This window comes from Pedobacter sp. AC402, assembly GCF_979252805.1.
Map to the genome: position 1 here is coordinate 78,098 of NZ_CEEDAI010000014.1, position 13,712 is coordinate 91,809.

General features: G+C 38.0%; 16 protein-coding genes. 1 reads left to right on the forward strand and 15 read right to left on the reverse strand.

The genetic code is table 11. From position 1 onward, the window contains the following. Window positions 1–18: 18 nt before the first annotated feature. From frr to pnuC, 11 genes are all read right to left on the reverse strand, one after another. The gene (frr, locus tag AC0IWE_RS23340) at window positions 19–582 is read right to left on the reverse strand and encodes a ribosome recycling factor (RefSeq protein WP_055913300.1); all 564 of its coding nucleotides are present in this window, start codon (window positions 580–582) and stop codon (window positions 19–21) included. Window positions 583–621: 39 nt separating this feature from the next. Next, window positions 622–1,326, reverse strand: a complete 705-nt coding sequence (gene pyrH, locus AC0IWE_RS23345) for a UMP kinase (protein WP_055913297.1) — start codon at window positions 1,324–1,326, stop codon at window positions 622–624. 175 nt (window positions 1,327–1,501) lie between these two features. Further along, entirely contained in the window at window positions 1,502–1,687 is a 186-nt protein-coding gene (locus AC0IWE_RS23350; RefSeq protein ID WP_471794949.1) for a hypothetical protein, read from the reverse strand. Beyond that, window positions 1,653–1,928 (reverse strand): hypothetical protein, encoded by a 276-nt coding sequence (locus AC0IWE_RS23355; RefSeq protein WP_471794950.1) that lies wholly within the window; start codon window positions 1,926–1,928, stop codon window positions 1,653–1,655. Before AC0IWE_RS23355 ends, AC0IWE_RS23350 begins: the two co-directional genes overlap by 35 nt. Continuing rightward, window positions 1,843–2,466: a hypothetical protein gene (locus AC0IWE_RS23360; protein WP_471794951.1), complete on the reverse strand. Its 624-nt coding sequence runs from the start codon at window positions 2,464–2,466 to the stop codon at window positions 1,843–1,845. The genes AC0IWE_RS23355 and AC0IWE_RS23360 overlap by 86 nt, the downstream gene beginning before the upstream one ends. Window positions 2,467–2,477: 11 nt before the next feature. Continuing rightward, window positions 2,478–3,569, reverse strand: a complete 1,092-nt coding sequence (nagA, locus tag AC0IWE_RS23365) for an N-acetylglucosamine-6-phosphate deacetylase (protein WP_471794952.1) — start codon at window positions 3,567–3,569, stop codon at window positions 2,478–2,480. Between the two features lie 361 nt (window positions 3,570–3,930). Beyond that, window positions 3,931–4,776, reverse strand: coding sequence for a translation elongation factor Ts (gene tsf, locus AC0IWE_RS23370; RefSeq protein ID WP_055913288.1), 846 nt, complete (start codon window positions 4,774–4,776; stop codon window positions 3,931–3,933). 129 nt (window positions 4,777–4,905) lie between these two features. Beyond that, on the reverse strand, window positions 4,906–5,766 hold the full coding sequence (gene rpsB / locus AC0IWE_RS23375) for a 30S ribosomal protein S2 (protein WP_055913285.1): 861 nt from the start codon (window positions 5,764–5,766) through the stop codon (window positions 4,906–4,908). 18 nt (window positions 5,767–5,784) lie between these two features. Further along, a complete protein-coding gene (rpsI, locus tag AC0IWE_RS23380; RefSeq protein ID WP_055913282.1) occupies window positions 5,785–6,171 on the reverse strand; it encodes a 30S ribosomal protein S9 in 387 nt (128 codons plus the stop codon). Window positions 6,172–6,174: 3 nt separating this feature from the next. Continuing rightward, window positions 6,175–6,618 (reverse strand): 50S ribosomal protein L13, encoded by a 444-nt coding sequence (gene rplM / locus AC0IWE_RS23385; RefSeq protein ID WP_010602007.1) that lies wholly within the window; start codon window positions 6,616–6,618, stop codon window positions 6,175–6,177. A gap of 246 nt (window positions 6,619–6,864) precedes the next feature. Further along, window positions 6,865–7,527: a nicotinamide riboside transporter PnuC gene (gene pnuC / locus AC0IWE_RS23390; protein ID WP_471794953.1), complete on the reverse strand. Its 663-nt coding sequence runs from the start codon at window positions 7,525–7,527 to the stop codon at window positions 6,865–6,867. 144 nt (window positions 7,528–7,671) lie between these two features. On the opposite strand from pnuC, the gene AC0IWE_RS23395 reads away from it, so the two are divergent. Then, entirely contained in the window at window positions 7,672–8,760 is a 1,089-nt protein-coding gene (locus AC0IWE_RS23395; protein ID WP_471794954.1) for a mechanosensitive ion channel family protein, read from the forward strand. Window positions 8,761–8,850: 90 nt separating this feature from the next. On the opposite strand, the gene AC0IWE_RS23400 is transcribed toward AC0IWE_RS23395, so the two are convergent. From AC0IWE_RS23400 to AC0IWE_RS23415, 4 genes are all read right to left on the reverse strand, one after another. Then, window positions 8,851–11,142 (reverse strand): Tex family protein, encoded by a 2,292-nt coding sequence (locus AC0IWE_RS23400; RefSeq protein ID WP_471794955.1) that lies wholly within the window; start codon window positions 11,140–11,142, stop codon window positions 8,851–8,853. Between the two features lie 125 nt (window positions 11,143–11,267). Continuing rightward, a complete protein-coding gene (locus tag AC0IWE_RS23405; protein WP_471794956.1) occupies window positions 11,268–11,636 on the reverse strand; it encodes an iron chaperone in 369 nt (122 codons plus the stop codon). Between the two features lie 33 nt (window positions 11,637–11,669). Beyond that, window positions 11,670–12,245, reverse strand: a complete 576-nt coding sequence (locus AC0IWE_RS23410; RefSeq protein WP_471794957.1) for a pentapeptide repeat-containing protein — start codon at window positions 12,243–12,245, stop codon at window positions 11,670–11,672. Between the two features lie 426 nt (window positions 12,246–12,671). Continuing rightward, on the reverse strand, window positions 12,672–13,658 hold the full coding sequence (locus AC0IWE_RS23415; protein WP_055913263.1) for a pyruvate dehydrogenase complex E1 component subunit beta: 987 nt from the start codon (window positions 13,656–13,658) through the stop codon (window positions 12,672–12,674). Window positions 13,659–13,712: the final 54 nt, after the last annotated feature.

The window sequence follows — 13,712 nt, forward strand, 5'->3', positions numbered from 1 at the left end:
CATCATATTTTGAACAGATTAAACTGTCATGATATCTTTTTCTTTAGCTTCAGCGTGTTTATCAACTTTAACTATATAAGCATCGGTTAATTTTTGTACTTCGGCCTCGCCTGTTTTAATTTCATCATCAGAAACACTTTCGCCTTTTAACTTTTGAATTTTAGTATTGGCATCTTTACGGATGTTACGAACCGTAACGCGGCCTCTTTCTGCCTCTTCTTTAACTTTTTTTACCAAATCCCTTCTACGCTCCTCAGTTAGTGGTGGAACCACCAAACGGATTACAATACCATCATTCTGTGGATTGATACCGATATTGGCTACCTGTATTGCCTTTTCGATCGGAGTTAAAAGTGATTTTTCCCAAGGTTGGATTACAATTGTTCTGGCATCAGGTGTGTTGATACTGGATACTTGTGATAATGCGGTTGATGCACCATAATAATCAACATAAATACCATCCAACATCCCAGCTGATGCTTTGCCAGCCCTGATTTTAGTTAATTCAGATTCACAATGATCGATAGCCCTATCCATTGCAGATTGAGCATCCATTAATTGTAATTGTATGAGGTCGTTCATAATTGTGTGTATTTCTACAAAAATAATATTTTTTATTCCTTATTTAACAAGCGTTCCGATAGGTTCGCCATTAGCGATTTTCATGAAATTACCATGTTTATTCATATCAAACACAATAATTGGTACTTGGTTTTCCTCACAAAGGGTAAAAGCCGTCATATCCATTACATTAAGTCCTTTGTCGTAAACTTCTCTGAAAGAAATTTCTCCATACTTTGTAGCCAAAGGATCTTTTTCAGGATCTGCAGTGTAAATACCATCTACACGGGTTCCTTTTAATACCACATCTGCTTTAATTTCAATCGCACGCAAAGCTGCTGCAGAATCGGTAGTAAAATATGGATTTCCTGTTCCGGCACCAAAAATAACCACACGGCCCTTTTCAAGGTGACGGACTGCTCTTCTGCGTATAAACGGTTCACAGATCTGTTCCATTTTTATTGCAGTAAGCAAACGGGTTTTAATACCAACTTTTTCAAGGGCATCCTGTAAAGCCATAGAGTTGATTACGGTGGCCAACATGCCCATGTAATCAGCCTGTGCTCTATCCATCCCACTTTTTTCAGCGCTTAGGCCTCTAAAAATATTTCCTCCACCAATCACGATTGCGATTTCTAAACCTTTGTCGTGTACAGCTTTGATATCTTCCGCATATTGTTTAACGCGTTCATTATCAATTCCATATTGTTTGTCGCCCATTAGCGATTCCCCGCTAAGTTTAAGTAGGATGCGTTTGTATTTCATGACCTCAAAAATATTAACAATTTTTTAATACCTAGCTATGCTTTTTAACAATTGATGTAAATATTTAAATAGAAATACTGATTTTAATAAAAAAGAGCAATAAGTAAAAATATTGATAGTGGTATTGCGCCACTTTTATGGCTGATAATATGCTATAGAAGGCTTAATATCTATTTTAGTTGATAATTAAGGCTTTCCCCTGCTGCGGAAAGATTAGTTTTATTCTTGTTGCATTTCCTGAAATTAATTGCTGCCTTACCTTTTCGGCTGTGTGCTGTGGTGGTTTAGTATGGGTAACAATAAAAGATACTTTTTTAAAAGCTTCCTTATTGGTAAAACTTTCGAGTTTTTGACAGTTCATTATAAAAAAGCTTTGGCGTTAGGTGCCCGAACAGTTGCTTTTCAGGTTGCTCATTTGGAAAAGAAACCTCCAAAAAAATTGCTTTTAAAGTACCTGCGTTAATTAGTGGGGCTATTGCTTGCCACAGATTCGAAAGTTTATCTGATTTTTCAATCTCATCTGCTCCGGTATCTCCCAGGTACAAAAACATAACTATCGTCATTACTGACCAGAAAAGCTGTACTTTTATAAGGATTGCCATGGCTTAACTCAAATGCCCTTACTTTCATTGCTGTTCCATCAAGCGGATGGGTTTCGCCCTCAAGTAACGGGGTGTAAGTGTACTTTTTTAATTGTGGTTTTTCACCTTCATTTGCAAAATTAGCCCAGGCATCCCAGGTAAAGTATTTATCCCTTAATATATTCAATACTGAAGGTAAGCCATAAATCTTTTTAGCGGTATCTGCTGGTGAATTGATGATCAGGCCTGAAACATGATCTAAATGTGCATGTGAAATTAAATATCCCTTAAGCTGTTTGCGCTGAATTTCTTCACTCACTCCCTTTAATGTTTTGAGCGCTATTGCTTTTTGAATACCGGCATTGATAGTGCCGGCATCTAAACAGATGTAATTGTGATCACCTGTTGAAGCGACCATGTAAGCCGATAAATTGCTTTCATCATCACCGCCCTTAACTCCAAGGGGTATAACGGTAAAAGAATTGTTTTTCTTTTGTGCCCAGGAAGTAATGCAGCAAACTGATAAAAAAAGGAACAGGGAAAAGATTTTTCTAAACATATGGCTATTGATTATATCGTTTCTCCTTTAAAGATTACTTCTTTGAGGTTTAGCGTATCATCAAGTATTAAAAAGGTGGCCTGGTGACCAATTTCGATGGTTGCTGTAAGGTTTTCGATTCCGATCAGTTTTGCAGGATAAGTTGTTGCCATTTGTACCGCATCATTTAAACCGATTCCACAATATGTTACGCAGTTTTTAATGGCTGTTAACATGGTTAGTGATGATCCCGAAAGTGTTCCGTTGGGCATAACATATTTATTGTCTTTTTCGATATGCTGGTATGGCCCTGTAGCGCAGGCGGTTACTGCATCAGTGATGAGGAATAAACGCTCTTTTAATAGTTTCTGAGCAAATTTTACTACTTCAAAATCTACATGTTTTCCATCGGCAATAATGCTTGCCATTGCTTTATCATGGCTAAAAACGGCGGTAGGGATGCCTGGTTCGCGGTGGTGGATGGGACTCATGGCATTAAAAAGATGGGTAGTGGTTTGGATACCTTTATTGTAAGCCGCGGTTGCCTCATCAAATGTTGCATTGCTATGGCCCAATGAAACAACAACTCCGTTATCCAATAAATATTCAATAACTGCATCATCCTGAAGCTCGGGGGCGATTGTCATCATTTTGATCACGCCATCTCCAAAATCTATCAGTTTTTTAATTTCATTCAAGGAAGCTTTACGTACAAACTCGGGCACATGTGCCCCCAAACGTTTTGGATTTAAAAACGGACCTTCTAAGTGTAATCCAAGGCAATTTTTGGCAGTGGAACGATGTTCTTTTGCTGCGCTGATACATTTATTAAAAACTTCTGCAGAATTGGTTGCCATGCAGGCCAGAAATCCCGTTGTTCCTTTTCTCAGCAGATCATCCTCCATTATTGTCAATGATTCTACAGTTGGATCAGCAGAAAACAGCCTGCCGCCCGAGCCGTAAATCTGTAAGTCGATACACCCGGGAATTACTAAAAAATCACTTGTTGCTGTATGATCGGAATCTTTTATATCTGAAATCAAAGATCCTTCAATAGTGATGGTCTGATTCTTTTTCAGATCGTTATCCTTAAAGTAGGATATATTGGTTATTACTTTAGACATATTAAACGTTTGAGTAAATTTAAGCTTACATGGCCAAAGTTAAATAATGTAGCTAAATATTTGGTTGATAAGGCAAAGCTTCTCAATTCATCGTGGGAAAGCTATTTTCCCGAATCAATTGACCATATGAATGATACGAGCGAATTTTTAAGATTGCTTCGTTCTTTAGCAATGACTACGGTTTTTAAGATTTAAGAAAGGAATAGGGCTTACGTTGCCTTGAAAGGGGAACTCACGGAATCTTTTGCTGTAGATCTCTTTATTTCGCTGCGTTTCAGTCGTGATGACCTGAATTATTGGAATATAGTGCAAAAAAAAAAGCTCCAATTTCTTGGAGCTTTTTTTATATGTTTTTTAGTGCTTATGCACCTAATTGTACGCGTTTGAATGCAGTTACAGTTAATCCTTTAGATGTATTATCTAAGAATTTACGAACATCTAATGAACTGTCTTTAACAAACTCCTGGTTTAATAAAGTACTGTCTTTGTAGAATTTATTCAATTTACCAGCAGCAATTTTCTCAACCATTTCTTCTGGTTTACCTTCCTGACGGATTACATCTTTAGCAATTTCAATTTCACGTTGAATAGTAGCAGGATCAACACCATCTTTATCAACAGCAACCGGGTTCATTGCAGCAATTTGCATTGCAACATCTTTACCAGCTTCAGTAATATCTACACCATTAGTGCCTTCAAATACTACCAAAACGCCCATTTTACCATTAGAGTGGATATATGAAACGATTTTCTCACCAGAAATATTTGCATAATCCTGGATAACGATTTTCTCTCCGATTTTACCGGTTAGTTCTGTAATAGTTTCAGCAACTGTACGTCCGTCTTCCAAAGTAATCGCTGATAATTCTTCTGCAGTAGCAGGATTGTTTGCAACTGCTGCAGCTAAAACAGCCTGAGCTAAATTACGGAAATCTTCAACTTTAGAAACTGGTTCAGTTTCGCAAGCTAAAGCAACTAATTTACCATTTGTGCCATCTGCTGAAACATTGATTGATACCAAACCTTCAGATGTAGCATTACCAGAACGAGCGGCAGATACTTTTTGACCTTTTTTGCGCAATAAATCAACTGCTGCTTCGAAATCGCCATTAGCTTCAACTAAAGCTTTTTTGCAATCCATCATACCAGCGCCAGTTTGTTGGCGTAGTTTATTTACATCTGCGGCAGTAATTTGTACTGTAGACATTTTATTTCCTTTTTTAAAGTTTACAATCTTGTTATAACAATTACAGGTTACAAGTTACAAGCGCTAAGTTAAACTCATGTTAAGCCAACTTAAAACCTGAAACCAGTAACCTGCAATTAAAAAATATTACTATTCTTCTGTTTTAGTTTCTTCTGATGAAGGAGCTTCAACTTCTGCCTCAGCAGTAGCTTTTTTAGTAGTTGGTCTTTTTTCACCGGCTGCTCTTGGCTCTTTTGCTTCCGGAGCATCAGCTGCAACTTTCGCTGCTACTGCTTCTTTTTCAGCTTCATCATCTTTTTCGCGTTTACGCTCATCTAAACCTTCTTCAATAGCTTTGATAATTACATCAGTAATTAAAGAGATTGATTTTGTAGCATCATCATTCGCCGGGATAGGGAAATCGATGTTAGAAGGATCAGAGTTTGTATCAACCATCGCAAAAGTTGGGATGTTTAATTTTAACGCTTCAGTTACTGCGATGTGCTCTTTCTTAACATCAATTAAGAATAAAGCCGCAGGTAAACGGTTTAAATCAGCAATACCACCTAAAAGTGATTCTAATTTAATACGCTCACGTTGAATCATTAAACGCTCTTTTTTAGATAAAATCGCATAAGTACCGTCTTTAGTCATTTTATCGATGTTAGACATCTTTTTGATTGACTTACGAACAGTAGCAAAGTTGGTTAACATACCACCTAACCAACGCTCGGTTACGAAAGGCATGTTTACTTTTTTAGCTTGTTCAGCTACGATTCCTTTAGCTTGTTTCTTAGTAGAAACGAATAATACTTTACGTCCTGATTTTACGATTTGTTTAATCGCAGCCGCAGCTTCTTCAGTTTTAGTTAAAGTTTTATTTAAATCTATAATGTGAATTCCATTACGCTCCATGAAAATGTAAGGAGCCATTTTTGGATTCCATTTACGGGTAAGGTGACCAAAGTGTACACCTGCATCCAATAAGTCTTGATAAGTTGTTCTTGCCATTGTCTTTGCCTCCTGTGATTAACGTTTACTGAATTGGAATTTCTTACGCGCTTTTGCACGTCCTGGTTTCTTACGCTCAACCATACGCATATCACGCGTCATTAGGCCTTTAGCACGTAATGCAGGTTTTTTCTCCGCATCTAGTTCAACAATCGCTTTAGCAATAGCCAAACGAACAGCTTCTGCTTGTCCTTTTACTCCACCGCCTTGAACATTTACAGTGATATCATAACGACCTGTAAGTTCAGAAACCTCTAAACTTTGGTTTACGATATATTGTAAAGGTAAAGTAGGGAAATATACTTTGTGATCTTTACCGTTAACGGTAATTGCGCCAGCACCATCTTTTAAGTAGATACGTGCAACAGCTGTTTTTCTTCTTCCTGAAGTGTTAGTAACTGACATTTCTTAAAGTTTAATGGTTTTTGGAGATTGAGCTGCATGAGGGTGAGTTTCACCAGCATACACAAAAAGATTGGTGTAAAGTTTTTTACCCAATTTAGTTTTCGGTAACATACCACGTACCGCTTTCTCGATTACACGTTGAGGGTGTTTCGCCATTAACTCCTTAGGAGAAATAAAACGCTGACCACCTGGATAACCAGTATAAGAAACATATTGCTTTTCGCTGAATTTGTTTCCTGTCAATTTAACCTTGTCTGCATTGATAACAATTACGTTATCGCCGCAATCTACGTGTGGGGTGTACTCAGGCTTGTTTTTACCACGGATGATCATAGCGATCTTCGATGACAAGCGCCCCAAAATCTCGCCTTGCGCATCAACAACAATCCACTGTTTGTTAACAGTTTTCGCATTGGCCGAGACAGTTTTGTAACTTAACGTATTCACTTGCTTGTATTTAATTTATTAAACAATTTATTATTCCCATTAAATTTGGGACTGCAAAGATAGATAGAATACTTTTATTATCAAATAGTTGGTTGAAAAAAGTTTTACGTTTTTACCTTCCGATCGTCACGCTGAATTTATTTCAGTAGCTAAGAGGCTGTATCTTTTTAAGGTTGTGAAAAGTAAAGCCAGAGATTTTTTGGTTATTATCGGGCTTGATGCTTAATTTTTCTATTTGTTAGAAGTTTATGCCGTTTTAGTATAACTCCGGTATTCCCTTATCCAATGCCATAGAGCAAAAGCAGCAATAATGGTAAAAACCAAATACTCAACCCCCATAAATTTTATGCCTTTTAAGAAATATAAATAGGTGGCCACAACATCAATAATCAGCCAGATGATCCAAAACTCTATCCTCTTCTGGATCATTAAAAAAGTGGTAATAACGCTCATCACAAAAATAAAGGAATCAATAAATGGGTAAGCACTTGGTAAATTGAATAGTAATGGAAGCCAATTGTGTAGCCGGCTTGCAAGCATACCCATCATTATTGTGCCGGCGATACCGATAACCAACAACATTAAAAACTGCCTTAGGGGCATAAAACTAATGCTGAGTTCCTTATTCTTATCTTCTTCCCCTGGTTTGGGATTAGTCCACCGCCACCAACCTAAAATGTTGGTTACAAAAAAGAAAACCATCAAAAACATATCGGGATAAAGCTGACTTTGGTAATATAAAAAAGCAGATAAGAATACGTTAACAATACCTGCAGGCCAGCTCCAAAAACTTGCTTTTGCTGAAAGCACAACTGAAATAATTCCTGTTATTACCGCGAAAAATTCCAGGTAGCTCATGTTATAGCCAAGAACCCTAAAAAAAATACTATGCGCATCGAAAAATTCCATCCTGGCGGTTTAAGCTTCTAGAAAAAGCTAAAGTAAATAATTTATTTACGTGTAGGTTTTTCTACCGGCAAACAATCCAAAAAAATGGCTGTTATAAGTATATCCAATGGCTAACCGCCGTGTATTTAACCACAAATTTCGTTTATGCAATCTATCGACCAGATTTTCGGTTATCCCATCCCTTTGTTTTTAAAGAACCTGATTATAGGTTTAGTAGCGGTATTATTAGGAATTTTAATCAAATTTATCATCCATAAAACCTTTCTTTTACTTTCACGCTGGTGGGATTTTATTGTAATTAAGTCTGTAATTAAACATTTAAGAAGGCCGATTGCCGTATTCATACCTTTATTATTGCTTAATTTTTCATTAACATTAATGGAAATGACACCCGCATACCGTCTTCCTTTGACTAAAATGCTGGAAATTGCGCTTACCATTACTTTTGCACTGATTTTGGTAAGGTCAATTAATGTTTTGGAAGATTATTTTTACCTGAAATATGATTTAAATAAAGAAAACAACCTTAAGGAACGCAAAATCCGTACACAGTTACAATTTGTTAGAAAATTTATCGTATCACTGATCATTTTAATTACAGCGGCTATTATTCTGCTTAGTTTTGAGAGTATGCGAAAAATAGGGGCTGGATTGCTTACCGGTGTGGGCATTGGTGGAATTATCATCGGTTTTGCCGCTCAAAAATCTTTAGGAAACTTATTGGCGGGGTTTCAGATTGCTTTTACGCAACCGATTAGAATTGATGATGTTGTTATTGTAGAAGGGGAGTGGGGGAAAGTTGAAGAAATAACGTTGACTTATGTGGTGGTTAATATCTGGGATCAGAGGCGCTTAATTTTGCCCATTACTTATTTTATTGAGAAACCTTTTCAAAACTGGACTCGTGTATCTGCTGATTTACTTGGAACAGTGTTTTTATACCTTGATTATACTATTCCTATCGAACCATTGCGGCAAGAATTAACCCGGCTTTTAAATGCGGATCCGCTTTGGGACAAACGCGTAAATGTAGTGCAGGTAACAGATAGTACAAAAGACGGTGCTATTGAAGTGCGTTTTTTAATGAGTGCTGCTAATTCTTCAAGAGCTTTTGATTTGCGTTGCCATGTGAGAGAGGCAATGATTGCTTTTATTCAAAATAATTATCCGGAAAGCTTACCCAAGAAAAGATTGGAGTTTAAGGATGAAGATAAATCGTCATTTCGACCTTAGTGGAGAAATCTACAAAGGGATTTTTGATAGATTTCTTTACCTAAAGTTAGCACTGCGTTTCAGCCGAAATGACGATCTTTTTGAAAATGGTTATTTAAACATTCCTTTCAGCTTTGCTAATTTCTCTTGCAGATCGCCATCAGCATCTTTAGGCTCATTGCGTGGCTTGAAATTAGGCTTGCTTTGATTGGGTTTATGTTCTTGTTTTGGCTTATTTTCTTTAGCGTCACGCCTCCGGACTTCCGACTTTGGGGCGGTCTCCGTTTTCATTGATAAGGAAATCCTTTTACGGGCCGGATCAACTTCCATAACGGTAACTTCTACCTTTTGATGCACTTTTACTACATCGTTAGGATTGGCCACAAAACGGTTCGCCAATTGGCTGGTATGTACCAAGCCATCCTGGTGTACACCAATATCAACAAAGGCACCGAAATTGGTAATGTTGGTTACAATTCCCGGTAGTTTCATGCCTACTCTTAAATCTGAAATTTCATTAACGCCATCGGTAAAACTAAAGGCTTCAAACTGCTCACGTGGATCGCGGCCCGGTTTTGCCAGTTCTTTTAATATATCCGCTAATGTAGGTAAGCCAATTTCATCGGTTACGTACTGCTGTGGTTTAATCTGCTTTTGCAGTTGCGTATCTTTCATTAAAGCGGAAACGGTAGTGCCCAGATCCCTTGCCATTTTATCAACCACTGCGTAACGCTCGGGGTGAACACCGCTTGTATCCAAAACATTTTCTGCATTGCGGATGCGTAAAAACCCTGCTGCCTGTTCGTAGGCTTTGTCGCCTAAACGAGGTACTTTTTTAAGGCTTTCGCGGGTTTTAAAAGCACCGTGTGTATTTCTATAATCAACAATATTCTGTGCTAAGGTTGGTCCTAAGCCCGAAACGTAAGCCAAAATCTGTTTGGAGGCTGTATTTAATTCTACACCAACTGCATTTACAGCACTGATTACGGTATCATCTAAACTCGCCTGTAATTTATTCTGATCAACATCATGTTGATATTGACCAACACCTATGGATTTTGGATCAATTTTTACAAGTTCTGCCAAGGGATCCATTAAACGGCGACCGATTGAAACGGCACCACGCACGGTAATATCCTGTGTAGGAAATTCCTCTCTGGCCACTTCTGAAGCGGAATAAATTGACGCACCACTTTCATTAACCATAACAATGGTAATATGTGGCAAATTCAATGCACGTACAAAGGCTTCGGTTTCTCTTCCTGCTGTTCCGTTACCAATTGCAATCGCTTCTACATTGTGTTTTTCGCAAAGTTGTTGAATGGTGAATTCGGCATTTTTCACATTTCCCTGCCCGGTGTGCGGGTAAATTGCTGTGTTTTCTAAAAGTTGACCTTGTTTATCCAAACAAACCACTTTACAACCCGTACGGAAACCAGGATCGATAGCAAGCACATTTTTTTGCCCCATTGGTGCCGCTAATAACAACTGACGTGCATTTTCTGCAAAAACACGGATCGCTTCTTCATCTGCCTTCTGTTTGGTTAAAACACGAAGTTCAGTTTCCATTGCTGGTTCCAACAAACGTTTATAACCATCTTCTAAAGCTTGTTGCACCTGCTTCGAAGCTGCATTGTTGCTTAAAACAAATTGGTTTTCCAAAATCGTCAGGGCATCTTCCGCGGGTGGGAGGGCATCTAACCGTAAAATGAGTTCTTTTTCGCCACGGCGCATGGCTAATACGCGGTGAGATGCAGCTGTTTTAACAGGCTCGTTCCATTCGAAGTAATCTTTGTATTTAATACCTTCTTCTTCTTTTCCTTTAATTACTTCTGATTTAAAAACAGCTTTCTCCTGGAAGTATGTACGCATTTTGGTACGGGCTTCAACATTTTCAGATATCATTTCAGCAATAATATCCCTTGCGCCGGCCAATGCCTCATCTAAAGAGTTTATGCCTTTTTCAGCATCTGTAAATTTATCTGCCGCTGCATTTAAATCGAAATTGCTTTGTTCGAATATTTGTAAGGCCAAAGGCTCGAGTCCTTTTTCTTTTGCCACTGATGCACGTGTTTTACGTTTTGGTTTATATGGCAGGTAAATATCTTCTAAAAGAGAGATGGTTTCTGCTTCATTGATCTTTTTTTCCAGTTCGGGGGTTAACTTTCCAAGGTCAGTCATGGATTTCAGAATCGCTTCACGGCGTTTATCCAAATCGCGCAACTGCAAAACCCGATCGCGGATTGCTGCTACCTCAACCTCATCCAAACTTCCTGTTGCCTCTTTACGATAACGTGAAATAAAGGGTACTGTAGCACCTTCATCTAACAGATTTATGGTGGCGGTTACTTGTTTTTCTGCAACTTTTAATTCGGCTGCAATAATTTTATGGTGGGTTAACATATGCTGATGGTAAAATTAAAGGAAGCAAAGCTAATGAGGATTTACGGGATTTCTGGATTTTTAAAATGAAGTTTTCCACCGAATTTTGTGAGTAAGTTTTTAAGGGAAAAGCTAACCGCATTACGTCATTTCTGTTTAAATTTCTCTAAATCTCTTTCTGCTTTAAACTTGGTGATCCTGGCAATGAGATCCATAGGCAAGGGTTTGTTTAAAGGAAATTGAATAGCTCCTTTACTCCATTTATAACTGTTAAACTCATGTTGAAAGGCTTCAATTCCTGATCCGGTGGGGTAAAAGCCAATGTGCTTGGCATAGCCTGCAAAGTAAACCAATACTTTTTTCTGTTTGAATGCAGGCATCCCATAACTGATTACTTCTTTGGCTTCTGGTGCTGCCTGGCGGATGGTTTCACGAACCTTTTGCAATAACTTTTGCGTTTCAGCAGGGAAACCCGCGATATATTGATCAATATTTTCTGGTTTAGGCTGATCCATATCTAATGGTTTTGCAAGGTGAATTTACAAATATTATTCGCTAATCTGTATATCGTATTTGTGCAATAACCCTGCAAGTCCTGATTTTGAAAATTTTGCTTTTTTGATCCTGTTGTTATCCGGATCTATGGAATAATTGTAAGCTGTTTTGAAATCTGCTTTTTCGAGGATGGTCCTATCAAAAGTAGCATTTAATAAATCGCAATTCTCAAAAGTTGCGTTTGCTAAATCACTTTCAGAAAAATCGACTTCATGCAATTGTGAATTTTTAAAAGCCGTTTTCTTTAATTTTAATTTATAAAAAGAGGAATGGTCCAGTTTGCAGTTGTTAAAGCTGAATGCCAAACCAAAATCGTTGCAGTTTTCGAACCTTAAGCCCAGCATTTTGCAATCCTGAAAGCAGACATCAATTAAAGCAGTTTTGGTTAGGCTTGCTAAACTTAAATTGCAGGAAATATATTGGCAGTCTAAAAACTTCACACCACTTAAATCAGACCCCGAGAAATTGCAGTTGATGAATTTACAGTTTTCGTATTCTGCTTTTGGGAGTGCCCGTATGGTAAAATCGGCTTTTTCGAATGTTTGGTCGGCTATGTAATTTTCGGGCATATAGGGAATATATTTTACATCGAATATAAAAATTAAGTGCGGTTTTTTGGCGCTGAGAGCAGGAAACTGAGTTGGATTTCTTATACAGGCAAGGGTTAACTAAACCAGACGGAAATGGAAATGCTTTTTGGCGATTTCTAAAGGAAAAGGTTGCTTAGTCATTCCCGCTCGCAATAACAATAAATGGAATAGCTAACCGGCCAAAAAGATTGCAATGAATGGCAGGGCTGATTAAACCGAAGGATTACTGATGTTGATTTTCAAATTTTTATTAATGTAACTATCTCTAAAAGGCAGAGCAGAGTGTTACTAATACACCCCGTCCTGCGGACACCCCTCTGAGAGAGGGGAATAAAAAAAATCCCCCAAATTGCTTTGGAGGATTTATATATTTTATGGTCTTCGACTATGCGCAGACAGTCAATTTTATTTTTTAACGTACATTACTTCTTTTACTGCTTTAACCACGCGTTCAGCATTTGGTAAGCTTGCAGCGATTAGAGTTGGCGAGTATGGAAGTGGAACATCGGCACAGGTAATACGTAAAACTGGTGCATCTAAATAATCGAATGCATGTTTTTGAACCATGAAAGCAATCTCTCCTGAAAGAGATGCCAAAGGCCATGCCTCTTCTACAACAACCAAACGGTTTGTTTTCTTAACAGAAGCGATGATGGTATCATAATCGATAGGACGTACAGTACGTAAATCGATAACTTCAACATTAATTCCTTCTTTAGTTAATTCTTCTACAGCAGGGTTTACAACGCGGGTTAACATTTTACCAAAAGTTACGATGGTTACATCAGTACCTTCTTTTGTTACATTTGCTTTTCCTAATTCGATATAGTATTCTTCTGCAGGAACATCGCCTTTATCGCCATACATTACTTCAGATTCCATAAAAATAACCGGATCCTGATCTATAATTGATTGTTTTAATAATCCTTTTGCATCGTAAGGTGTAGCCGGAACCACCACTTTTAATCCTGGAGTGTTTGCAAACCAGTTTTCGAAGTTTTGAGAGTGTTGTGCACCTAACTGACCTGCGTTACCTGTTGGGCCGCGGAAAACCATAGGGCATGAGAACTGACCACCGCTCATTGATAAAATTTTAGCAGCACCATTAATAATCTGATCGATAGCTACTAATGAGAAGTTAAAGGTCATAAATTCCACAATTGGAATAAGGCCTGCTGTTGCGGCACCAGTTGCAATACCTGCGAAACCTAATTCGGCAATCGGGGTATCGATAATGCGTTTCGCACCAAATTCATCAAGCATACCCTGACTTACTTTGTACGCACCGTTATATTCTGCTACTTCTTCACCTAATAAAAAAACGCGGTCATCTTTACGCATTTCTTCGCTCATGGCTTCGCGTAGTGCTTCTCTAAATTGGATTTCTCTCATTGTAAATTTTAATAACGGTGGCAAATATAATTATTAATCGCTTTGAAACCAAAG

Bases quoted from the DNA above. Each gene is read 5' to 3' on its own strand.
- frr (WP_055913300.1), bottom strand. From the start codon at position 582: ATGAACGACCTCATACAATTACAATTAATGGATGCTCAATCTGCAATG.
- pyrH (WP_055913297.1), bottom strand. From the start codon at position 1,326: ATGAAATACAAACGCATCCTACTTAAACTTAGCGGGGAATCGCTAATG.
- AC0IWE_RS23350 (WP_471794949.1), bottom strand. From the start codon at position 1,687: ATGAACTGTCAAAAACTCGAAAGTTTTACCAATAAGGAAGCTTTTAAA.
- AC0IWE_RS23355 (WP_471794950.1), bottom strand. From the start codon at position 1,928: ATGGCAATCCTTATAAAAGTACAGCTTTTCTGGTCAGTAATGACGATA.
- AC0IWE_RS23360 (WP_471794951.1), bottom strand. From the start codon at position 2,466: ATGTTTAGAAAAATCTTTTCCCTGTTCCTTTTTTTATCAGTTTGCTGC.
- nagA (WP_471794952.1), bottom strand. From the start codon at position 3,569: ATGTCTAAAGTAATAACCAATATATCCTACTTTAAGGATAACGATCTG.
- tsf (WP_055913288.1), bottom strand. From the start codon at position 4,776: ATGTCTACAGTACAAATTACTGCCGCAGATGTAAATAAACTACGCCAA.
- rpsB (WP_055913285.1), bottom strand. From the start codon at position 5,766: ATGGCAAGAACAACTTATCAAGACTTATTGGATGCAGGTGTACACTTT.
- rpsI (WP_055913282.1), bottom strand. From the start codon at position 6,171: ATGTCAGTTACTAACACTTCAGGAAGAAGAAAAACAGCTGTTGCACGT.
- pnuC (WP_471794953.1), bottom strand. From the start codon at position 7,527: ATGGAATTTTTCGATGCGCATAGTATTTTTTTTAGGGTTCTTGGCTAT.
- AC0IWE_RS23395 (WP_471794954.1), top strand. From the start codon at position 7,672: ATGCAATCTATCGACCAGATTTTCGGTTATCCCATCCCTTTGTTTTTA.
- AC0IWE_RS23400 (WP_471794955.1), bottom strand. From the start codon at position 11,142: ATGTTAACCCACCATAAAATTATTGCAGCCGAATTAAAAGTTGCAGAA.
- AC0IWE_RS23405 (WP_471794956.1), bottom strand. From the start codon at position 11,636: ATGGATCAGCCTAAACCAGAAAATATTGATCAATATATCGCGGGTTTC.
- AC0IWE_RS23410 (WP_471794957.1), bottom strand. From the start codon at position 12,245: ATGCCCGAAAATTACATAGCCGACCAAACATTCGAAAAAGCCGATTTT.
- AC0IWE_RS23415 (WP_055913263.1), bottom strand. From the start codon at position 13,658: ATGAGAGAAATCCAATTTAGAGAAGCACTACGCGAAGCCATGAGCGAA.